General features: G+C 64.3%; 19 protein-coding genes. 13 read left to right on the forward strand and 6 right to left on the reverse strand.

Translation table 11 applies throughout. The features are described 5' to 3' along the window. Positions 1-69 precede the first annotated feature (69 nt). From CVO77_RS12220 to CVO77_RS12260, 10 genes are all read left to right on the forward strand, one after another. The gene (locus tag CVO77_RS12220) at positions 70-2,154 is read left to right on the forward strand and encodes a ParB/RepB/Spo0J family partition protein (RefSeq protein WP_105999298.1); all 2,085 of its coding nucleotides are present in this window, start codon (positions 70-72) and stop codon (positions 2,152-2,154) included. Between the two features lie 191 nt (positions 2,155-2,345). Next, positions 2,346-3,377: a DUF7146 domain-containing protein gene (locus tag CVO77_RS12225; RefSeq protein WP_105999299.1), complete on the forward strand. Its 1,032-nt coding sequence runs from the start codon at positions 2,346-2,348 to the stop codon at positions 3,375-3,377. Between the two features lie 312 nt (positions 3,378-3,689). Beyond that, positions 3,690-4,622 carry a DUF2493 domain-containing protein gene (locus CVO77_RS12230; RefSeq protein WP_105999300.1) on the forward strand — a complete coding sequence of 311 codons (933 nt, stop codon included), beginning with the start codon at positions 3,690-3,692 and terminating at the stop codon, positions 4,620-4,622. A gap of 231 nt (positions 4,623-4,853) precedes the next feature. Further along, a complete protein-coding gene (locus CVO77_RS12235) occupies positions 4,854-5,597 on the forward strand; it encodes a helix-turn-helix transcriptional regulator (protein WP_105999301.1) in 744 nt (247 codons plus the stop codon). A gap of 83 nt (positions 5,598-5,680) precedes the next feature. After that, positions 5,681-6,295, forward strand: a complete 615-nt coding sequence (locus tag CVO77_RS12240) for an acyl-homoserine-lactone synthase (protein WP_105999302.1) — start codon at positions 5,681-5,683, stop codon at positions 6,293-6,295. Positions 6,296-6,305: 10 nt separating this feature from the next. After that, the gene (locus CVO77_RS12245) at positions 6,306-7,211 is read left to right on the forward strand and encodes a phytanoyl-CoA dioxygenase family protein (RefSeq protein ID WP_105999303.1); all 906 of its coding nucleotides are present in this window, start codon (positions 6,306-6,308) and stop codon (positions 7,209-7,211) included. Between the two features lie 14 nt (positions 7,212-7,225). Continuing rightward, positions 7,226-7,831, forward strand: a complete 606-nt coding sequence (locus CVO77_RS12250) for a GntR family transcriptional regulator (protein WP_242446188.1) — start codon at positions 7,226-7,228, stop codon at positions 7,829-7,831. A 94-nt stretch (positions 7,832-7,925) separates the two neighbouring features. Next, positions 7,926-8,048 carry a benenodin family lasso peptide gene (locus CVO77_RS21025; protein WP_146130861.1) on the forward strand — a complete coding sequence of 41 codons (123 nt, stop codon included), beginning with the start codon at positions 7,926-7,928 and terminating at the stop codon, positions 8,046-8,048. A 56-nt stretch (positions 8,049-8,104) separates the two neighbouring features. Continuing rightward, positions 8,105-8,755, forward strand: coding sequence for a lasso peptide biosynthesis B2 protein (locus tag CVO77_RS12255; protein WP_105999305.1), 651 nt, complete (start codon positions 8,105-8,107; stop codon positions 8,753-8,755). A 50-nt stretch (positions 8,756-8,805) separates the two neighbouring features. After that, positions 8,806-10,443, forward strand: coding sequence for an asparagine synthase-related protein (locus tag CVO77_RS12260; protein ID WP_158258059.1), 1,638 nt, complete (start codon positions 8,806-8,808; stop codon positions 10,441-10,443). Here the strand turns inward: CVO77_RS12260 and CVO77_RS12265 are convergent. From CVO77_RS12265 to CVO77_RS12280, 4 genes are all read right to left on the reverse strand, one after another. Beyond that, positions 10,344-12,314, reverse strand: a complete 1,971-nt coding sequence (locus CVO77_RS12265) for an Atxe2 family lasso peptide isopeptidase (RefSeq protein WP_105999307.1) — start codon at positions 12,312-12,314, stop codon at positions 10,344-10,346. The genes CVO77_RS12260 and CVO77_RS12265 overlap by 100 nt on opposite strands. Then, positions 12,308-15,244, reverse strand: coding sequence for a TonB-dependent receptor (locus tag CVO77_RS12270; protein ID WP_105999308.1), 2,937 nt, complete (start codon positions 15,242-15,244; stop codon positions 12,308-12,310). The genes CVO77_RS12265 and CVO77_RS12270 overlap by 7 nt, the downstream gene beginning before the upstream one ends. Positions 15,245-15,307: 63 nt before the next feature. Then, positions 15,308-16,267, reverse strand: coding sequence for a FecR family protein (locus tag CVO77_RS12275; protein WP_105999309.1), 960 nt, complete (start codon positions 16,265-16,267; stop codon positions 15,308-15,310). After that, a complete protein-coding gene (locus tag CVO77_RS12280; RefSeq protein ID WP_105999310.1) occupies positions 16,264-16,845 on the reverse strand; it encodes an RNA polymerase sigma factor in 582 nt (193 codons plus the stop codon). Before CVO77_RS12280 ends, CVO77_RS12275 begins: the two co-directional genes overlap by 4 nt. Before the next feature lie 494 nt (positions 16,846-17,339). Here CVO77_RS12280 and CVO77_RS12285 point away from each other — a divergent pair, with 494 nt between their 5' ends. Further along, entirely contained in the window at positions 17,340-18,254 is a 915-nt protein-coding gene (locus tag CVO77_RS12285; protein WP_105999311.1) for an Abi family protein, read from the forward strand. 15 nt (positions 18,255-18,269) lie between these two features. On the opposite strand, the gene CVO77_RS12290 is transcribed toward CVO77_RS12285, so the two are convergent. Beyond that, positions 18,270-18,950 carry a thermonuclease family protein gene (locus tag CVO77_RS12290; RefSeq protein ID WP_106000808.1) on the reverse strand — a complete coding sequence of 227 codons (681 nt, stop codon included), beginning with the start codon at positions 18,948-18,950 and terminating at the stop codon, positions 18,270-18,272. Between the two features lie 299 nt (positions 18,951-19,249). Here CVO77_RS12290 and CVO77_RS12295 point away from each other — a divergent pair, with 299 nt between their 5' ends. Then, positions 19,250-19,573 carry a DUF736 domain-containing protein gene (locus CVO77_RS12295; RefSeq protein WP_105999312.1) on the forward strand — a complete coding sequence of 108 codons (324 nt, stop codon included), beginning with the start codon at positions 19,250-19,252 and terminating at the stop codon, positions 19,571-19,573. A gap of 76 nt (positions 19,574-19,649) precedes the next feature. After that, complete coding sequence (locus tag CVO77_RS12300; protein ID WP_105999313.1) at positions 19,650-20,579, forward strand: HEPN domain-containing protein; 930 nt, start codon at positions 19,650-19,652, stop codon at positions 20,577-20,579. A gap of 6 nt (positions 20,580-20,585) precedes the next feature. Here the strand turns inward: CVO77_RS12300 and CVO77_RS12305 are convergent, their stop codons facing one another. Further along, positions 20,586-21,974, reverse strand: a complete 1,389-nt coding sequence (locus CVO77_RS12305) for a hypothetical protein (RefSeq protein WP_146130862.1) — start codon at positions 21,972-21,974, stop codon at positions 20,586-20,588. Between the last annotated feature and the right edge of the window lie 5 nt (positions 21,975-21,979).

Genomic DNA, 21,979 nt, shown 5'->3' on the forward strand with positions numbered 1-21,979 from the left:
CTGCGCCGGAGCCATGGCGGGTTGAAAGCCGGGAGAGAGTCTCGCGGCGGCCCGTCATGGAGACGAATCATGACGAAACATGCGAAGATCACGCTCAGTGGCGCGCGGGACATCCCGTTCAGTGCCCTCATGCTGAGCCAGGCCAATGTGCGGCGCGTCAAGGCCGGCGTGTCGATCGACGGCCTTGCGAGTGACATCGAACGGCGCGGCCTGCTCCAGAGCCTGACAGTTCGGGCGCAGCGCGACGATGAGGGCAACGAGACGGGGCGCTACGAAGTCCCTGCCGGCGGGCGCCGCTTCCGGGCGCTGCAGCAACTCGTGAAGCAGCGCCGCATGGCCAAGACGGAACCGGTGCCCTGTATCGTGCGCGACGATGACGCCGTGTCGGCCGAAGAAGATTCGCTGGCCGAGAATGTCCATCGCGAGCCTTTGCACCCGCTCGACCAATTTCGCGCCATGCAGAAGCTCGTGGAACAGGGCAGCGACATCGAAACCGTCGCGGCGACCTTCATGGTCACACCGGCAGTCGTGAAGCAGCGGCTCAAGCTCGCCGACGTGTCGCCGAAGCTGCACGACATCTATGCCGAAGACGGCATGACCCTCGATCAGTTGATGGCCTTCTCGGTTGCGAGCGATCATGCGCGGCAGGAACAGGTCTGGGACATGCTCCAGACGAGTCACAATCAGCAGCCCTGGTTCATTCGCGCTCGCCTCACCGAAGACAAGGTGCGCGCGTCGGACAAGCGGGTGCGCTTCGTGACGCTCGAAGCCTATCTCGCGGCGGGCGGTCATGTCCTGCGCGATCTCTTCGAATCCGATGACGGCGGCTGGCTCGAGGATGTCGCACTGCTCGATCGCTTGCAGACCGAAAAGTTTGAAACAGAGCTTGCGGCGATTGCGGCGGAGGGCTGGAAGTGGGTCGAGGCCGCGGTCGACTTTCCCTACGGGCACACCTTCGGGCTCCGTCCGCTCGATGGCGAGGAGCCTGCTTCGAGCGAGGACGACGAGACGCGGCTCGAGGCGCTCCGCGAGGAAGCCGACCGGCTCGAAGATCAGTGGGCCGGTGAAGACGAAATCCCCGATGAAGTCGCCGCCCGCATCCAGGCGATCGATGAGGAGATCGCGCCGCTCGTGTCGAAGCCGCTCATCTACGATGCCGCCGAGGTTGCCATCGCAGGCGCTTTCGTCAGCATCGATGTGGACGGATCGCTTCATGTCGAACGCGGTTTCGTTCGGCCCGAGGACGAGCCCGCCGAGGTGACCGACGATGCCGAGGTGGCCGCCGAAGAAGGCGAGAGCGATCAGGATCGCGGGGGCGAGGACGAAGAAGCTGGTTCGGCAGAAGGCAGTGCCGACGAAGACCATCCCGACGATCTCCTTCGCCCGCTGCCGGACAGGCTCGTCACCGACTTGACGGCACACCGGACGCTTGCGCTCCGCGATGCCGTGGCGTCGAGCCCGCTGGTCGCTTTCGCTGCGATGCTGCACGCGCTGGTTCTCGAGACCTTCTACACTTACGCGACGTCGGGGAGCTGTCTTGGCATCGCAATGCGCAGCAATCGGCTGATCGGCTATGGGACAGGCCTCAACGATACGGCGTCGGCAAAGGCAATCCATGAGCGGCACGAAAGCTGGTCGACGCGGCTGCCCGACGACACGACCGAACTCTGGACGGCACTGACGGCCTTCAATGCCGATGAGCAGGCCGCGATTTTCGCGCACTGTGTGTCGTTCGGCATCGATGCGGTGTGGGAGCCGGCGACCCAACATAATCAGGGTCGCGTCTCGGCGCGCGCGGTCGCGAACCGCATCGAGCACTCGCATATCCTCGCGCGGGCGGCGAACCTCGACATGGTGGCGGCAGGTTGGACGGCGACTGTCGCCAATTATCTCGGCCGCGTGACCAAGCCGCAAATCCTCGCGGCGGTTGACGAAGCCTGCGGAGCGGACGTCGCGGTTCGTCTCGGCGGCATGAAGAAGCCCGAGATGGCAAGCGCTGCCGAAGAGCTCCTGCAGGGCAAGGGGTGGCTCGCCAAGCCGCTCCGCACGCCGGAACCGGCAATTGCGGCGGATCAAGATCCGGCAAATGACGACGAGGCGGCTGATACCGACGGTCACGATGGCGAAGCCATCGACGCCGTGGCAGCCGAATAGGCCCCGTCCCCTGAAAACCTTTCGGGAAGTTCGGCCGCGTGCTGGACTTCCCTTTTTTCTGCCCCAGCCTTGAATTTTCAGGTCTCGCAACGAACATTCGATGCTCGTCACGGCAGGGGCTGCTGGGACGGCCCGCTATACGTCGTTCCAAGGAGAGCCGGCGCGCGGGCCGCGATGCAAAGGAGCCCCGCATGTCCAGTTCCACTGTCGATATCGTTCGCCGTCTCGGCGAAAATGCCGAAGCCGTCTGTCGACGCTACCTCGGCAACGGCCGGCGCGAAGGCCATTATTGGATGGTCGGCAATATCCATAATGAGCGCGGTCGCAGCCTCTATGTGCGGCTTCCCTCCCATCACGACGGAGCGCTATCGGCCGGCAAATGGACCGACGCCGAAAGCGGGGACCATGGCGACCTCCTCGACATCATCGCAGCGAGCTGCGGACATGCCAGCTTTCGCGAAACGCTAGAAGAGGCACGGCGCTTCCTGAGCCTGCCCATGGAACCGCCTGCAGCCAGAAACCCCGCGCCGCGCAAGCATCCGGCTGGAACGCCCCAAGCCGCCCGGCGGCTCTGGGCCGGGTCGAAACCTGTCGCTGGCAGTCTCGGTCAAGCCTACTTTCTTGGCCGACGCCTCCTGGACGCTGCCTGCGCCGACGCGCTTCGGTTTCACCCGAACTGCTATTACCGCGTCTCCGAGGACGATGCCGCCAATTGCCGGCCTGCCTGGCCTGCGATTATCGCAGCCGTCACCGATGACGCCGGCGCGATCACCGGAGTCCACCGTACCTGGCTCGACCCCGCAGGCGGCAAGGCACCCGTCGCCTATCCGCGCCGCGCCATGGGGCATCTGCTCGGGTCTGGCGTCCGATTCGGGCGGGCCGCTCCGATGATGGTATTTGGCGAGGGGCTGGAAACATTGCTCTCTGTCCGCGAGGTCCTGCCGGCAATGCCGATGATCGCGGGCCTGTCGGCAGCGCATCTCGCAGCGATCGCATTTCCGGATGGACTGAGACGCCTCTACATTGCGCGTGATAACGATGACGCTGGCCGGATTGCCTTCGAGACGCTTGCCGAGCGCGCAAGTGGCACAGACATCGAGCTGCTTCCCCTTGATTCCGAACTTGGCGACTTCAATGCCGATCTGACCACATTTGGGCACGACCGGGTCAGGAACGCTATCAAAGCGCAGCTGTGTCGAACCGACCGAATTGAGCAATTCTGACGACATTCGTGGGGCCGGAACAGGCAGGCATTGGCAGCGCCGCACCGACGCTTCATCCGCCCAGCGGCCGCGTCCCGGCCTTCGAGAGGGCGACTGCGGCAGGCGCCCCGGGCGCCGCAATGGCAACCGCGCGGCTATTTTCCGCCGGGACCCTTGGTCCCTTTGCATCGCGAAGCAAAATAGCCTTCGGCCGCCATCCTCCGCTGTCGCTCCGGCCCCGGCGCTCCCGCGCCGTGGTGCGGTCCCGCAGCGCCTGCCGCCCATGTCGCCGCGAAGGCCGCGAGAGCGCGGCGCAACGAGCGGAGACATCAGATGACCGATGCAAGCGACAGCTTTGACGATTGCCAGGCCGAAACCGGGCCGACCCATATGCTTCTTCAGGAGATGCAGCTTTTTGGACATCGACCCTTCGAGGACGAGCCCGATCCCCGTCCATTGCCTGACGCGCGGCTAGCATCCGGTGCGATCGCCGACATATTCGATGCGCTGGCGGGATGCCTGCAGCACACGCGCATCGAGCCCGATTTGGACGATTTGCTCTGGAACCTCGTCAATATCTTCCACCGCGCCGGCACCCAGGCCGATCGGAAACTCGACGACAATGAGCAACTGCAGCGTCGACTGCAGCGCGAACAGGATGGAAGCGAAATCCGCTCGGTCGAGCTGGAACGCGCGATCCGCGAAGGCATTTCGCTGATCGAGCGGCGCGACGCGATGGAATTTTTCCGCGAAGCCGCTTCCGACCATTATCGCGCGTTGCTGCGCAAAGCCTGGATGCCGCGCACTGGCTCGCGGGCCAATCAAAAGGCGCTGACGGCCACCTTGATCGATAGCCGCGACTTTCTCGACGCCCGCCTTCGGCAGAAAGCGGCGTCACTCATACCCGAGGGCACGCGCATCGCTTTCACTGGCGGTACAGATGCGGATCACCGCGCGGTCTGGGATAGTCTCGACCGGGCGCGAAATCGCCATCCCGACATGATCTTGCTGCATGGCGCGACGCCGACGGGCGCCGAGCGTGCAGCGGCATGCTGGGCCGAAAGCCGGGGCGTGGTTCAGGTCGCCTTTCGGCCCGACTGGAACCGCCACGGAAAGGCGGCGCCGTTCAAGCGGAACGACCGGATACTCGACGCACTGCCGGTGGGGGTCATCATCTTTCCCGGCACCGGCATTCAGGACAATTTCGCCGACAAGGCGCGCAAGATGGGAATTCCGACCTGGGATTTTCGGAACAGATCGAGCTGAAGCCGCGCTGCGAGCCGCTTTGAGAATTAGCCTCAATCTGGTTCTATCTCTCGAATATAGTAGGAATATATGCGCTTAGCCGCCATTTTGAGATCCTCCCAAGATCGCCTGGACCAGCGGCGGTCACGCCGTCGGCGGCCGGCCTTGTAAGAGGGCGGGGCTTGCCGGCCCTTACGAGGGGCACGCGGATCGGCTGGTTCGGAAACGGCGGTCGGCGCGCCATGGTTCGTAATGCCGACGATCGACGCCGCCCACGCCTTCGAGCTTGAATTCGCGCGTGCAAAGACCCGAGCCGAGCTTGCCGATCTGCTGCGCGAGGCCTGCGCCTTGATGGGCTGCGCCTGGTTCGCGCTCAGTCACCATCTGGATTTTCTCGCCGCGCCCGACAAGGGCGTGCGTGTTCACAATTATCCGGAGGAATGGGCCTATTGGTTCGATCAGAACCGACTGGGGCCATCGGATCCGGTGCACCGGGCGAGCCAGCGCAGCAGAGCTGGCTTTCTCTGGCACGATATGCGTCGCTACGACGCACCGCGCCCGGGCGACGAGACCATCCTCGCTGAGGCCGAGCGCCATGGCATCGGCGACGGGCTAACGGTGCCGGCGCATATTCCGGGTGACGCCCATGGCTCGGTGTCCTTTGCATGGCGGCCGGGATGTGCTGCCGAACCGGATGCGCTGCAATTTGCCCGCATGATCGGCGGCGCTGCCTTCGAAGCGGCGGACAGCATCGCCAATCCCGACCGCATGCATATTGGTCCGCGCCTGACCAGCCGGCAGCGGCAATGTCTGATCCGGGCCGCCCAAGGCAATCCGATCTGGCGGATCGGACGCCATCTCGAACTCTCGCCCGACACCGTGCGCGAGCATTTGCGCAACGCCCGGCAGCGCTATGGCGTCAACGGTGGCACCATGCTTGCGGTGCGGGCGCTTTACGATGGCGACATCAGTTTCGTCGACATCGCTCGCCGTTAAAAAAACGCCGCACCCCCCTATCATGCTATGGTGCGACCGAAAAAAGCGGTTCAATTGGATCGCCTCTTTGAAAGGAGGCGTCCATGTTGCGTATCATCGATCACCAAAACCGCGCGAGCGAACATCGGGCCCTTCGCTCGATGTTCGAGGCGCGAAAGCGCGTCTTCATCGACCTTCTCAAATGGGATATTCCGGCGCTCGCGGGCCGGTTCGAACTCGATCATTTCGACGATGTCGATGCCACCTATCTCATCGTGACCGATGCCGATGGCGAGCATCTTGCCTCGGCGCGGCTGCTTCTCACCACGCGGCCGGCGCTTCTCGACAGCCTGTTCCCCGAGCTCGTCGATGGACCGGTGCCGCGGGGCGCGGACGTCCTGGAAATCACGCGCTTCTGCCTTTCGCCGGGGATTGGCGCGCGGCAGCGGAGGATAGCGCGTGATTCCCTTCTAGTCGGTCTCGCTGAATTCGCGCTCGCCAATGGAATCCGGACTTTTACCGGTGTCGCCGAACTTGCCTGGTTCCGTCAGGTCGAGGGCTTCGGTTGGGATTGCCGCCCGCTCGGCCCGCCACAGTTGCACAGCGGCGCGGCGCTCGTGGCGCTGCGCATCGACATCGACGGTTCGACAATCTCGCGGCTCGCGGCGGCGGGCATCATCAGCAAGGCGGTCGCGGTCTCCGCGGCGCGCGCAGCGTGAGGAGGCTGGGATGTTGGTTCATACGGACCTGGCGGGACGGCCCGCCCCCCATTCGACCGCCGGACGTGAGCTGCTCCGGCATGGCTATACCATCCTGCGCGGGGCAGCACCCGCGTCGCTGATCAACGGTGTAGCGCACGACCTCGAACCACGGTTCGCCGCGACGCCCTTTTGCGAAGGCAGCTTTTACGGCGAGCGCACGAAGCGCTTCGGGCGCTTGCTCATCCGCTCGCCGCTTATTGGAGAGCTCGTGATGCACAAAGCGATCCTCGATCTCGCCGAACTCGCGCTCGGCAATTGGTGCGAGCGGATCCAGCTCAACCTCGCCCAGGCGATCGAGCTCCATCCAGGCGCGCTGGCGCAATTTCCGCATCGCGATCAGGACATGTGGCAGGGGTCCCTCGGCGAGGTAGAATATCTCGTCAATGTCATGTGGCCGCTGACCGAATTCACCGAATCGAACGGGGCGACACTGATCTGGCCGCGGAGCCACGGGCTTGAGGCGCTCGTCGAAGAGCCGGCCGAGCCTCCGATCGTCGCGGAGGCGGAGCCGGGCGGTGCGATCGTCTTTCTCGGCTCGACCCTTCACGGCGCGGGTGAAAACCGGAGCAGCGCGGTTCGGCGCGGCATTATCGTCAGCTACTGTCTTGGCTGGCTGAAGCCCTACGAGAATCAATGGCTCGCTTATCCCCCCGAGGTGGCGAAGCAATTCCCGGCAGATCTCGCGGCGCTCGCGGGCTATGTCCAGCACCGGCCCAATCTCGGTAATTTCGAGGGCCAATGCCCCTCGGTCCTGTTCGGCGGCTATCCGACCGAACCTCTGGCCGCAATCGATGCTCTTCGTCCCGATCAGGACGCGTTGCTTGCAGATTATGTGGCCGGTCAACGAGACGGTGGCGAGGACCTTGCGGCATGAACGCGGGCTCGACAATGGAGCGGGTCTATCTCGACCTCAAGGCGAGAATTGTCGGCGGCGCCTATCCGCCCGGCACGCGCCTCGATCCCTTCCACCTTGCCAAGCGGCTCGCGGCGAGTCCGACCCCAGTGCGCGAGGCGCTCCACCGCCTGTCGGGTGAGCGCATTGTCGATAGCTGGCACCAGGAAGGCTTTCGCCAGCCGATCTTCGCCGAGTCCGATCTTTGCGATCTTTATCGTTGGTCCGGAGCACTTCTCGCGCTCGCGCTTCGCGATCCGGCACTTCAAAAGTCCGAGACCGCGGCAATGCTTCCGACAATGGAAATTGAGGACTATCCGGCGCGAGTCGCCCGGCTGTACCGTGCCGTCGCTCTCCTCAACGGCAATCGCGAGATTCGCTTCGCAATCGCCAATATGATCGACCGAAGCGAGTTTTTCCGCGCGGCAGAGGCGCGCACCGACCCCGTTGCAAGCGAGGAAATCGCCTCGATGGAGACGGCCTTTCTGCAAGAACGCTGGGCCGATCTTCGCAGGAAAAGTGCGGCTTTTCACCGCCGGCGCGTAGCTCGCGCGGGACGGGTCGCCGCCGAGCTCCGGCCCCGGTCGCAAACAATCGAATGATATTCTTCGTATCGTGAAAGCACATAAATTCTATTTTTTTCAAGGGCGTAAGATCGTGCCGCCGCAATCCCGCGGCATTTTTGGAGGTAGCGACATGAACCGCGAAACCAATGACATCGTCGAACTGGGCTCGGTGAGCACCGAAACCGCCGGCGACTTCGGTCCGCCCGTCGAAATCGGCGGCAAGGACCTGCAGAACGGCATCAGCCTCGACTGAACCGTCGGTTCGGGTGTCGGCGTTCGCGCCGGCACCCGCATCGAGGAGGGATATCTATGGGATGGACACTGGCACCAGGCGTTGGCTTCTGTCTCGCCGGCGGCGACCTCATTTTTCTCGACGTTCGAACCGACCGCTATCTTCAGCTTTGCGGCGAACGACGCGCGGCGTTCGAGCGGCTTTGCGCACGCGAGCCAAATGACAGCGACGCGATGGAGAGCCTGATCGGCACCGGGCTCTTTGCACGCAGCGAAACTCCTACGGCGATTGCCCCGATCGAAATGGAAGTGCCCGAAACGGATCTGGCCGCGGCACCTATCCCACGGACGGGCCTCCCGTTCATCACAGCGGCGGCGCGTTCGCTCTATTGGGCGCGCAAGGCGCTTCTTCCCGAACGTCTTGCCGCCACCCTCGACGGATTTACGGCGGCGAAGCGGGCAGCGGCGGGGGACGCCGACGACATGGCGCTCGCCGCGCTGGCATCGGCTTATGCCGACGCGCGCCGGTGGGTTCCGATCCCGCCGCGCTGTCTGGTCGATGCGCTCGCGCTCTATCGGCTGTCACTTCGCAAAGGCTTTGCGCCGACCCTCGTCTTCGGCGTGCGCTCCCAACCCTTTGCCGCCCATTGCTGGCTCCAGTCGCATTCGGCCGTTCTGACGGGAACCGCCGAGGAGGCGAGCAATTTTCGCCCGTTGCTCGCCATATGATGGACCGCGGCATCTTGGGGATAGCGGGCGCGCCGGGGCTTGAGTCCGCGGTGTTACAGGCCGTGACCGAACATGGCCTCGACCAAATCGACAAATTCGACGGTCTCACCCTTTATGCCGGCGCGGGACTTAAGAGATCACGCGCGCGGGCGTCGAGCGTCATTCTCGGCGATTATTTCTCGGATGGTTCGTTCAGCGTTGACTGGGGCAGTTACCTCAAATTCTCTGCGGAACCCGGAAAGCCGGTCGAAATCAGTCGTGCCCCGCTCACCGGTCTGCCGCTCTACTATTTTCGCACACACGGCGGACTGCTGTTCTTTTCGCATCTCGAACTGGTGCGCGGGCTCGAAATCAAGGTCGGCTTGGATGTTGATTTCCTCCGCCATCTGCTCGCCTACAGCAATCGTCGCACCGCGCGGACGGGGCTCGCGGGGGTAGAAGAATTGCTGCCCGGTACGCGCCTCGCCTTCGACGGCCATGTGACTCAGGTCAGGCCGACCTGGTCGCCATGGCCGCACACGCGCAAGGGAATCTACGACCGCGATGCCGTGCCGCTGCTCAATAGCACGATCCGGAAATGCGTCTCGACCTGGGCGAGCGAGCGAAAGCAGATCATGCTCGAATTGTCCGGCGGCCTCGACAGTTCGATCGTCGCCGCAGCGCTTGCCGCGGAAGGTCATGGGTTCGCCGCGGCGACGATTGCCACTTCCAGCCCGGACGGTGACGAACGACGCTATGCTCGCGCGGTGGCCGAGCGCTGCGGCGCCGCGCTTGCCGAATATCTTCACGATGACAGCGAGCTCGATCTCGCTGCGGGCCCGCGGTTCTTATCGCCACGCCCGGCGACATATGGCGTGCTTGCCGGAATCGATGCGGCGCTCGGCGCCGCGACGGCGCAGCTGCCCGGCGCGAGCATCTTCACCGGGATCGGCGGCGACAATGTCTTCGCCATCACCCGCTCGATCCTTCCGGTGATCGATGCGCTCAAGATTCACGAGCCAATCCGGCGGCCCGCTACCGCGCTGCGCGATTGCGCGCGGCTGTGCGACGTGACCATCTGGCACGCGGCGCGCTCGGTGTATCGTCAATGGCGCCGGCCACCAGCCGCCGGTTGGCCGCGCGACGATGATTATGCCTGTCATTCGGCGTTGCCCGACGTCCCCTTGCCGCACGTCTGGGACCATGGGGGCGAGCGCATCCCTCCCGGCAAGATCCGGCACGTCCAGTCGATCCAGCGCATTCTTGATTTTCTCGATCGGCCGGGGCGCTGGTATGGCCGCGATGTCGTCGCGCCGCTGCTGTCGCAGCCGGTGGTTGAGCTTTGCCTGTCGATACCGGGCTGGCAGTGGGTGGCGGGCGGTAGCGACCGCGCCGTCGCACGCCAAGCCTTCGCATCGCGCCTCCCTGAATTTGTCGTCTGGCGCCGCAACAAGGGGCGCCTCGAGACGCTCTGCGCCAGAGCCTTCATTGAGCAGCGCGCCAGACTGCGCCCCATCCTGCTCGAAGGCCAGCTCGCCCGCGAGGGGCTGCTTGATCGCGAACGGATCGAAGCCTATCTCGCGCGCGAGCGCCTCGCGGGCGATTATGATTATTTCCGGTTGCTCGAGCTCGCCGATATCGAACTCTGGATCGCGTCGATCGAAGGCTTCGGGCGCGTGCCGGCGAGCCTCGCCCAGCGGGCATATTGATCGGCCTTGTTCGGGTCGGGGTCGATATCGCCCTGCAGCCAGTAGCGAAACCAGTCGAGGTTGCGCTGATAGACGGCCCGCTTCTGTCGCGGCTCGACCTTGATGTGCGGTGCGAAGGGGAAGACATGCAGTTCGCCCTTGCCCGCCGCGGTGAGCCTTGCCTGCAGTTCGGGCGATTGCCGCGCCTCCTGCTCGGGGAGCTGCATCAGAACCGGAGCGTCGATGCGGTCGACCTGAAGCGACGGCGAGCGGCGACGCCAGTCCGCAAGATCGGTGTCGGGTGGACCCAGCCCCCAAACCTTCTCTAGATTCTGGCGGAAGAAATCGCGGCCGATCCCCGCGTTGAACCAATAATAGGCTGGCTCGGCTTGGACCGAAGCGATCGACACCGCTTTGAGAAGCTTGCTGTGCGTCGCGGCCCACATCGCGACCTCGCTCCCGAAACTGAGACCGCCCATGCCAACACGCCCGGGGTCGGCGAACCCGCGGCGATCGAGCTCGGCAATCGCGGCGCGCACCGCGGCGAGCCCGAGGTCGTAACGCGCCTCGCCGGTCGCATTGGATGTCGGCAGCTGGTTGATGCACAACGCCGCGATGCCGCTTCGTGCGAGGGCGCGCAGCGGCCACTCATTACCGAGGCCTCCGCGCAAATAGCCCGCGCAGCGATAGTAAGTGATGAAGAGCGGCAGCCGTCCGGGGATCTTCGGGCGGACGAGCCAGCCCGACGCACGGCTGCCGCCCACCCGCCACTCGACCGCCTCGGTGAGAAGATCGTCGCGGTCGGGAACATCGTTCGGCTTGTCGAGGATTTGTGTTGCGCCGTCGGCAAGCGCGATGCGCAGGAGATGCGGCGGCGTCGCCGCGCTTTCCGCCACGCAGAAAAGTGCCGCGCGCGTTCCGGCGCAGGGCGCATTTTCGCCGCCGCCGCCGAGCAGGCCCTCGGTCGTCAGCAAAGGTCGAAGACCTATCGCGGGATCCCAGAGCAGCGCATTCTGGCGGATGCGCCGGTCGCGCGTCATAAGGCCGAAGCGCCCGTCGCCGAGCGCGACGTGGGTCCACAATCTGGTGCCGCTATCGCTGTCGCAGCGTGCGGCCGTGGCACAGATGCTTTGAGCCACGGCCGCGTGCTCTGCCGCTTGGGGTAACGCCGACTGCGCTGCTGTCAGCAGCGCAGCCTCTTCGGCGGTGGCGAGGCGATCCTCGCCGGTTGCGATAAGGCGTGCTTGGACCCGGCGCGGCATCTTGGCGAGCAAAGCTTCGCGGTCGAACCAGTCGCCGTTGAGCCGTTGGCTCGCCGGTCGGCCTGCGATTATCGCGCCGCGGAACAGCGTCTGGGCGAGGTCAACGCGCCCGTCGACGAGAATGCCATCGTCGCGTTCGGCCTCCTCGGCGCGTTCGATCGCCGCGCGCGACGGGCCGGTTTCATAGATGAGGGAGCCGGCGGCGCTGACCGCGAAGCGTTCGATATCCGCGTCGCCGATCAGATAGGGTGCGAAGGCGCCATCGGGGCGGCCTTCCCACAATCCCGCCGCGCCTCTGATCATCGCCCGGACATAGAAGCGCTCGCTATCGGGCGCCCATTGGGCCGCGCCCGGTTCGACGAGGCCGGTGCCGTTCCAGCTCGCTGGACCGCCATCGCCAAGAAAGCGCGGCGGAGAAGTCCCATCGCCCGCCACGATATACCAGCCGGTCTCGATGCGCCCGCTCACAGTCGACGGGCGCTCGCGGCGGTAAAGCAGCCAGCGCCCGTCGGGAGAGGCCGCGAGCCCCGAGAAATCGGTCATCTCGACTAGCTCGCGGGGACTGGTCTGGGCAAGCGCCGGCGACGCGGCCGCAAGGAGCGACGCCGCCCAGACAAGCTTCTTCACCATCGGATCGTCGCCTGCACCGCGATCGAACGTCCGACCGGGCTCGCCTTTTCGGGATCATAGGCGAGCGCCGAATTGTTGGTGCGGGACTCAACATATGGCGGGTCGCGGTCGAAGATGTTGAGCGCGCTGATCGCGAGCTGCAGGCCGCGCTCGTTCTCGTCGCTGCCGAAGCGCTGCGACAGGCTGAGGTCGACGGTCGTCCAGGACGGAACGCGCGCGGCGACGGTCGGAATCTGGTTGAGGTAGCCGCCGATATAATTGACGAAGGCGGTCGCCGCGAAGCCATTCTTCGACCAGCCGGCTCGTCCGCGAAGGCGCCATTTGGAAGGGTTGGCGAAGGTGCCCACGACATCAATGGCGGGCGTTCCAGGGGTGAGCCGCCGGTCGATCCGGAAGATATGGCTTCCCGCCAGCCCGACGTCGATCGTGCCGCCCGCGAGCCCCGGCGCATAGCCGATGTCGAAGTCGATCCCGGACTGCCGCACCGACGACAGGTTCCGCACCTGGCCGTCGACGATCGCATCGACGTCGCCGGGAGCGAGCCCGAGCGGGTTGGTGAAGGTCGGGAAGGCGAAATAATAAGCGAGGAGCTCGGGCGAGGGATTGTCGTTCACAATTCCGCCGAAGAGATCGCGCCGCGTCAGGAAGCGCAGATAATCCTCGGTCACCGATCCGATGCGATCGCGATAGTCGACGTCATAATAAGTGACGGCGGCCTTGAAGCCGGGCAGCGCGGCCGGCGCGATATCGACACCCGCGGTCCAAGTCGTCGCGCGCTCGGGCTTGATGCCGGGACCATAGCCGAACAAACCGATGACATTGGCGGTCCCGGTCGGCGACATGGGATCGGGCAGCTGGAACGTCGTATAGTTCGAGACCGTCGGGCCGATCAGCTCGTCGAAAGCCGGGGCGCGGAACGAGGTGCCATAGCTACCGCGCAGCGCGAATCCCCGAAGCGGCTCCCAGCGGACACCGACCTTCGGATTGGTCGTGCGGCCGACATCGCTATAGTCTTCGACGCGGCCGGCAATCGAAAGGTCGAGCCGGTGGAATCCGGGGACTGCATTGTCTTGGCCGAACAGCGGCACGAACAGTTCCGCATAGGCCGAGCGGACATGGCGGGGTCCTGGCAAGCCGGTCAGCGGCGTCATGCTCGGCGCCGCACGGCTCAGATCGTTGATTGTCAGATTGAAATAGCGTTCGCGACGATATTCGGCGCCGAGCGCCAGCCTGACATCGCCGCCCGGCAGCCGCAGCAGCGGTCCGTCGGCGCGAAGCGCCGCCGACCAGCTTTCAAAATCGTCGCGCGAGCCAATGCTGCCTCGGATCGCCGCGATCGTGGCGGGATTGTTCGCGGTGCCATCGCCGAAGATGTTGAACGCGGTCGCCGGGTTGGTCTCGGTCAGCGCAGCAGTCAGTCGCGTCCGGTTCGGAATGTTGATGCTGTCCGACCGACTTTTCTGCCGGCCATAGGCGCCGCCGAGTTGCACCCGCCAGCGCCCGAGCGCCTGCTCAAGCCCGGCCGCAGCGCTGATACCGCGCACGCGCCCGGCGTCGATCGGCGCTCCGAGATCGTTGGCGAAATTGTAATTGACGGTGACCGGCTGGTTGGTTCCGATCGGGTCGACGTAATAGGGGTTGGTGACCGGCACCCGCGCGGCGCTCAGATATTGGTTGAGCGCGACCTTGCGATAGTCGCGCTGCGCCGCGAGGATGCTGGTGCGGAGGGTGAGGCTGCTGGTCAGATCAAGCTCGCCGGCGAGATAGAGGCTGTGAACGCGCTGGCGCGGCAACAGATCGCTCGCCGCGCGCCGGTCGCCCGGATTGCGCGTGCCTGCGATCAGGTCCGCAGGCGTCAGCGCGGTGCCGTCCTGCCCCGGTGGAATGGCGAACGTCTGGCCGTTGGCGGCCGTGATCGTCCCGGGAGCCGCGAAGAGCGAGCGATAGTCGGGCCCGCCGAACGGCCGAAGATCTTCGGTAGCGAAGCGCCGGTCCGCCGCGGCAAGTGCGTCGCGTTCGCTGAACTGGTAGGCGAGGGTCACATGACCGCCGTCCCAGCGCGTCCCGAAGATCTGCCCGAATTGCCGTTCGCCCATGTCCCCGTCCGCGGTGCCGATCCGGACGCTTGTCTCAGCCCCTTTGAAGCTGTTGCGAAGTCGGATGTTCACGACACCCGCGACGGCATCCGCCCCGTAGATGGCGGAGGCACCGTCGGTAAGGACTTCGATCCGTTCGATCGCACTCAAGGGGATCAGCGATAAATCGGCGAACACGCCGCCGAGGCCGCCGAGCGCCGGGCGGGCGCCGTCGATCAAGACCAGCGTTGACGATGGTCCGAGGCCACGAAGGTTGATGCTCGACGCGAAGGTGCCGTCGGTTCCCGAGCCGTTGCGTGTCGTGGCGCCGAGCGTCGTTTCATTCGGACCGCCGCCGAACGATTGCGGCAGCGCCTGCAGCAACTGTTGGACCGATCCCGTGCCGCTCTTCTCGATCTCGCTGCGGTCGAGCGTGAGGACCGGCGATCCGGTCGGGCCGGCTCCCCGGATCCGTGTACCCGTGACAATGATGGCGCTGTCTTCGGACGCTTCAGTCGAGCCGTCGCTCGCTGGTACAGGGGCGTTTCCCACCCGAAGCACGAGCGCGCCATCGACGAGTTCCGGCTGAAGACCAGATCCTGTCAGTAGTCGCGATAAGGCACGATCCGACGACATTCGTCCGCGCACCGATGTCGAACGCCGCCCCTTGACCAGGTCGGTCGCGAAAATGATCTGTCGCCCCGACACGTCCGAATATTCTCGCAGCGCGTCCCCGAGCGGCTGCGCCGCGATGTCATAGTCGCGCTGCTCGGTCTGCGCATGCGCGGCGACCGGACAAAGCGCACCGACCGCGCATCCCGTGGCCAGAAAAGCGGCCAGCAAATTCTTGTTCATCCCATCCTCCCAGCGGCCTGCATGGCCGTCTGAGGGGGCAAGACGGATCGGGTCGGAAAACTCCTAGTGGGCTATTTTCGGCATCAGGACATAGCTGCCCGCTTGCTCTTTCACATCGAGGTCGAGCGCGGCCGCGAGCTGGCGTGCGAGTGATCGCGCCTCCGAAACATCGAAGCGTCCGCTGACCAGCCGCCCGGCGATGGCCGTGTCGGCGAGCCCGATCTTCTTGCCGCTCACGCGATTGGCGCGCTCGATCACGGCACCGAGCGGCAGGCCGTCGGCGACGAGAAGTTGCGGCCCGCCGGCTTTACCGACGGGATTGGTCATGATGACGGCCTCGCCGGCCGGCTTGGTCTCGATGAGCATGGGCGCGTCCTTCTCGATCGCCGCGCGCTGGCCGGGACGGAGGCGGAGCGGGGCTTCGGGCTTCGCAGTGGCGCGCACCTCGACCGAGCCCTCGACAAGATGGACGACTGGCCGCCGCCCCGTCAGATCGATCTCGAAGATCGTCCCGAGGGCGGTGGTTTCACTTCCCGCGGCTTCAACACGGAACGGCCGCGCGCTGTCATGGGCGACGGTGAACCGGGCACGGCCGCCGACAAGGTGAACGCGCCGTTCGCCCGACGTGAACTCCGCCTCGACGCGGGCGCCGTCCGTCAGCGCGACGCGGGTGCCGTCCTCGAGCACGAGCTCGCCGGTCGCATTGTCAGCGACGATCGGCTCGGCGCCGCCATTGCCGAGCAGCACCCAGGCAAAGGCGAGCGATATTGCGAGGACCAGCGCGGCGGCGAGCGCCCAGTGCGCGCGGGACGGGGGTGTCGCCTTTGACGGCACTTGGCGGTGCGCGGCGAGATGTTCTTCCGCCACGCCGCCAGTGATGAGCCAATCCTCTTTGGCGTTCGCATAAGCCTCGGCATTTTCGGGATCGGCATGCCAGGCATCGAACTCTGCCCGGTCCGCCTCGGCGCCGGGCGTGCGCATCCGCGCAAACCAATGCGCGGCCTCCGTGTCGCGGTCGCTCACTTAATGTCGGCCCGCGCCTTGCGGATTGCGATCATCGCCTGTGCGATATGCCATTCGACGCCCTTCACGCTGATTCCTTTCGCTGTCGCGATTTCCTCATAGCTTAGGCCATCGAACCGATGCATCACGAATATAGAACCAGTTTGGGGCTTTAATTTCTCAATCGCCTCGCCGACGCGCCGCATCGTGTCGCGCGCTTCGAGCGCTGCATGGGGGTCGGGGCCGGCGATATCCTCATCCTCGAAGCTATGGTGCTGCGATGTCAGGCGCGCAGTATCGGCGCGCGCGCGATCGGTGAGCAGGTTGCGTGCGGTGCTGACGAGATAGGCTCCGGGCTTTTCGATCAGGGCCAGCTTCCCGCCCTTCGCCATGGCAAGGCGGCGGAAGCATTCCTGGACGAGATCGCCGAGATCTTGCTTCGGCGCGCGGCGGCGCAGAAAGCGCGTCAGCGCAGGCTGATGCGCAGTGTAGATCGCTTCCATGCTGGCGGTCTGGCCAAAGCCCGTCCAGTCGGACGGCGGCATCGGGTCGCTGCCGCTCAAGGCCTGCGCGCGCTTCTGTTCGTCCTCGAAATCCATGTCCGTCGCCTACCGGTCGGACCGGAAAACGGGATGCCGGGAGGTAAGAACATACTCGGAAAAATATGCGCCGCCGCCTTTAGCCCGAAGGCTTGGACATACGCGTCGGCCACCCGGCAACGGATGGGAATATCATAAAGGCCCGAGCAGAATTCTTACGTTCCGGCACCGCGCGCCTTCTGGCCCGGTGCCCGGCCAGCATAGCCGGACGTAACGTCAGGGCAAGCCCGCGCCACGCAATTGGGTCCAGAATGAGTCTTTTTGGCTGAGGACCTCGATTTGACGCCTCGACCTCGATTTGCCACGACGATCCTTGTCTTTGCCGGCCTGCTCGGCCGGTCCTATTTCGTGTTGCGCTGCAACGCTTGTTATTGATTTGTTCGCACCCGTACCCTATGTGGGCATCAATCGCACCCGCCCGGCCTCTGTTCGCAAGGACATGCACACTGGGCGGGTCTTTTATTTTGGGCTCCGCTGACGCATGAACAGGCTTCATGTCACGATCCTATAACAAGCCCACCCTCACCTACGCGCAGCAAATCGCCCATCTTCGTGCGAACGGAATGGAAATTGCCGACGAGCCTGCCGCCGAGGCCTGGCTTCGCCATGTGAGCTATTATCGTCTCAGCGCTTATTGGCTCTATTTCGAACATCCCAAAGTCCATCAGGGGCCGCGCTTTTTCCCCGGCACGACTTTCGAACGCGTCACCGCCCTTTATGATTTCGATCGCCTGCTCCGGCGCCTGCTGATGCGCGGAACCGAACATGTCGAGGTCGCGCTACGGGGAAGCTGGGCCTATCATCTCGCGGAACTCGGTGATGGCCACAGCTATCTCGACGCCAGTCTCTACAGCGATCGCAAGGACTATCATCTCCGCCTCTCGAAACTTGCCGGCGAAGTCGGGCGCTCGAACGAGACCTACATCAAACATTACCGTCAAAACTACGATGTGCCGGCGTTGCCGCCGGTCTGGATGGTCGCCGAAATGATGTCGTTCGGCCATCTTTCACGCTGGTATTCGAGCCTCGCCGACCGGGCGCTCCGCAACCGCATCGCGGTGCCGCTCGGCCTCCCCGAAACGGTTCTCGTGCCGCTTGTCCGCCATGTGACCGATATCCGGAACATCTGCGCGCACCACGGCCGGCTCTGGAACCGCGGCTTCCTCGCGCCGCCGAAACTCGCGCAGAAACCGAAATCGCTACAGGCTACGATCGATCAGAATGCGACACAGGCTCCGGCCAAGATCTATAATGCGATTTGCATGATCGGACATGTCGTCCGCACCGTGGCGCCGGGCTCGACCTGGATCGCCGACATCGCAGCGCATCTCGCGACCCAACCCGAAGGGGACTTTGGATCGATGGGGTTCCCGGCGAATTGGCAGCAGCGCCCCTTGTGGTTGCCCTGAAAAGGAGGTGACGTGCTAGCGGCCGCGATAGGGCTCGCACGCAATGCCGTCGCCATCGCCGTCCATTTCGGACCGGTAACCGGGCTGGCCTCGCCGCAGCGGGGCAGCGCCCGCTGCCCAGGCCTCCTTACAATTGCGGAAATAGACGCCCGAAGGAGCGGGAGATGGCGCGCGGTCCGGCGCACGCGCTCGCGCCGCATCGCGCGAAAGGCCCGGTGTCCGCTGCCCCGGCCTCGGATGCGCGGCGCGATAGTCCGCTGGCATCTGGAACTTGCCGGTCCACACGCCGAGACCGGCGGCGCGGGCGCGTGCCTCGGCAGCGACATAGCGGTCGCTGAAATGGGGCAGGGCGACGGCAAGGCCCGCGTCGACCATCGCACCGCCGAGATCGATCGAACCCGCGCGGCATGTGGCGACGATCCGGCCATAATCGTCGATATCCTTCTGCTCGCACATGACCGACGTTCCAGGGACGAGGCTCGCGAGCTTCGACGCCGCCTGTTTCCCGCAAGCCCAGGAGGCGCCGCCGCGTTCGCAGCTCTGCGCCAACTCGGGCGCATCGACGCCGAAGAGCCGCACCGATATTCCGCTGAGGTCGAGCGAATCTCCGTCGGCAGCGCGGGCCGGGCCGCTGACCTGCTGCGCCGAGGCAGGGAGGGCCAAGAGAAGGAAGGCGGCGGTGATCGTCGGTCTCATGCCCGACCCATAGCGTGATCCGGTGAGCAAATCCTTGCTGTTCATCTCCATTCCGGCTCGCACGGAGCCAGCCGGTGCAGATCCGGCGAGGTGGATGGCGCGCCCGCGCGCGCAACGGCGCCGCGTCGCCTTTTTCCCCGGCCGCAGGCGGCCTCCTCGCGGGCGCTTCGCGCGCAAAAAGCCGGTGCGGCGCCGTCCTCCGCTGTCGCTCCGGCCCTTCGGGTGCGTGCGCGGGCCTGACGCCATTCCCTGGCCGCCGGTGCCCCGGGGATGGCCCCGGGCTTCGCAGGAGCAATATCATGGCCGCAATCGGTCTTGTCAGCGGAACGAACGAAAAGGGCTTTGTGGGTCAGCTCGCGACGATCTCGATCCGCGTCCCCATCGAAATCCGCCCCAACCCGAGCAAGAACGGCGAGGTGCAGCCCGATTATCGCGTCTGGTCGGGCGGCGTCGAATGCGGCGCGGGGTGGCTCCGTCGCAGCGAGGCGTCGGGCAAACTCTATGTCTCGCTGACCCTCGAAGCGCCTGAGTTCGGGCCGCGGCGCATCTATGCCAATCTTGGCCGGGCGGCCGGGCAGGACAATCCCGACGTCTATGCGCTGCTGTGGAATCCGGCAGATTGACCGCGGTCGGCGGCATCCTCGCGGCTGGTTCAATCTCGGCGTGCAAGGGTGTCGCCACCTTGTTAGGGTGTCCGCAATGCGCAGCAGTCTCGATCATCTCCCCCCGCACAAACAGCGCGAACTCGAACGGATCGTCCAGATCGTCTTCGAAGAATTCGAGGATGCGCTGGCGCTCGCGACCCAGGACTGGAAGCGCAAGGGGCGGATTTCGAAGATCATCCTCTACGGCAGCTATGCGCGCGGCGGATGGGTTGACGAGCCGCATACCGCGAAGGGCTATCAGTCGGATTATGACCTGTTGATTGTCGTCAACGATGACAGGCTGACCGATCGCGTCGAATATTGGTCGAAGCTCGACGATCGGCTGATCCGCGAACTGTCCGTCACGAAGACACTGCGCACGCCGGTGAATTTCATCGTCCACAGTGTCGATGAGGTGAATGCCGGGCTGTCGCAGGGACGCTATTTCTTCATGGACGTCGCCCGCGATGGGATCGCGATTTATCAGGCCGTCGATGATGAATTGCCCGAGCCGCAGCCGAAGACGCCACATGCGGCGCTTGAGATGGCGCGCGAATATTACGACGAATGGTTTTCCACTGCGACGGACTTCTTCGACAGCGCAAACGATGCAATCAAGCGCGGGAAAACTAAGCTCGCAGCCTTCCTCATGCACCAAGCGACGGAGCGATATTATCATTGTGCCTTGCTGGTCTGCACATTTTATTCGCCCCACATCCATAACTTAGCCTTCTTGCGAACTCAGGCTGAGAAGATTGATCGACGGTTAATCGAAGTTTGGCCCCGTGAAGTGAAAGCTGACCGATCTCGGTTCGAGAAGCTGAAGGAGGCTTACATCAAGGCCCGCTACTCGAAGCACTATCGCATTTCCGAAGATGAGCTTTCCTGGCTGGGCGCAAGGGTGTCGGTATTGGCGGAACTTGTCGGGACCATTTGTGCCGAGCGCATTACGCAGCTTGAGGAAACGGCACGAGACGCTGGATAGAAGAACCTATGTCCGCGGACGTTTAAGCGGGTATTGGTTTGCCGGATCCCAATGGACGCCGTGGTTGGTCTTCGCTTCAGGCGTGAGCAGCATGTGATACGGCAGAGGTTCACGCGTGCGATGGCTGCCCACGCGATAGGATGCGGACGTCTCCTCAATGGCCCAACTTTCATCAGAGCGAGTTGATACCTCGGGCGCGAAATATTCGCCGTAAACCCATCGCAAGCGCGACATACCCGGGTCAAAATCCATCATCTCCAGCTTGTTGAGAAGATGTCGAACGCCATCGGCGAGGCTGCCGGCCCACGTTTCCACGCCAACATGGACAACTCCCGGCTGATCGGTTGGCAATTGTGCTGTCGCTTTCGCGACTGTCGCACGGAAATGCTTCGCTTTCTTGCGAATCGCCGTAGCTGATTGATTGCGCCACCCGACAACGCTCGCCTGGTAGACTGCACTTGCCCAGAAGGGGCGCGTGCGGCTCGGCAGCCACTTGCCGGACATCGAATGCGCAAAATCATGATCGTAACGGCCGATGAGCAGTTCGACCATCCGGCTTGAACCATAATATACATCGTCTTCCGCGAGGACCTCGCGGGCTAGCGTCCAGTCGATTTCTCGGATCGTGCCAATTCCATGCTCATCGCTCCAATAATTTGCGCCGGCGGCGCCCAAATAGGCGGACGCATGCAACGCGAGATAATCGTCCGGGATAGCGTCGAGTTCGGCATCGAAGGCGATCTGCATGTAAATCGAGCGTCCGGCGGCAAGCGCGAGGCGATGTACGGGTCGCGCGAGTTCTTCGCCTCGGACACGCTCGCGCGCTTCATAGCTCGAGCGGTCCATACGCTTACACTCGACCGCCCACCTGCTTCTTCCTTTGCGCACATTGAGATCATGGGTTTTTGCGACCCCGGGACGCTCGGGCGCGAATGCAGTTTCCCAGCCATCGCGATAATATGCGAGCGCAACGAGCAGTTCAAAAAGCCCGCCATCCGGCTGACTGCGATCAGCATTCATAAGTCGGCGTGCTCGATCCTCTGCTCCTGGGATAGCGAGCAATTTGGTCAGCTCTTCTCCGATGCGAGTAAGCGTTGGAACGATGCGCACCGCTTCCTCGGGCACCCAGTTCATACGATCGGTTGCATATGCGTTGCCTTGGAAAAGATACCAAGAGGCCGTGTCAGCGGGATTGTAGAATGGGACTGGCTCGCCGCGCGACCAACTCTCTTTCGCAATAAGGAACGACCGGCGCGTTTCCTCTTTTCGCTGTTCCCAGGTCCTTTTGTTGGCGAGTTCGGCGAACCACGCGCAGGCTAAAAGAACATTACTGTCTTGCCAGTCAAAACCCGATTTCGGCGCTGTCCAAAGAGGATCTTCAGGGCTCGTGCGCATCGATC

This window comes from Sphingopyxis lindanitolerans (genome assembly GCF_002993885.1).
GTDB classification, from domain to species: Bacteria; Pseudomonadota; Alphaproteobacteria; order Sphingomonadales; family Sphingomonadaceae; genus Sphingopyxis; species Sphingopyxis lindanitolerans.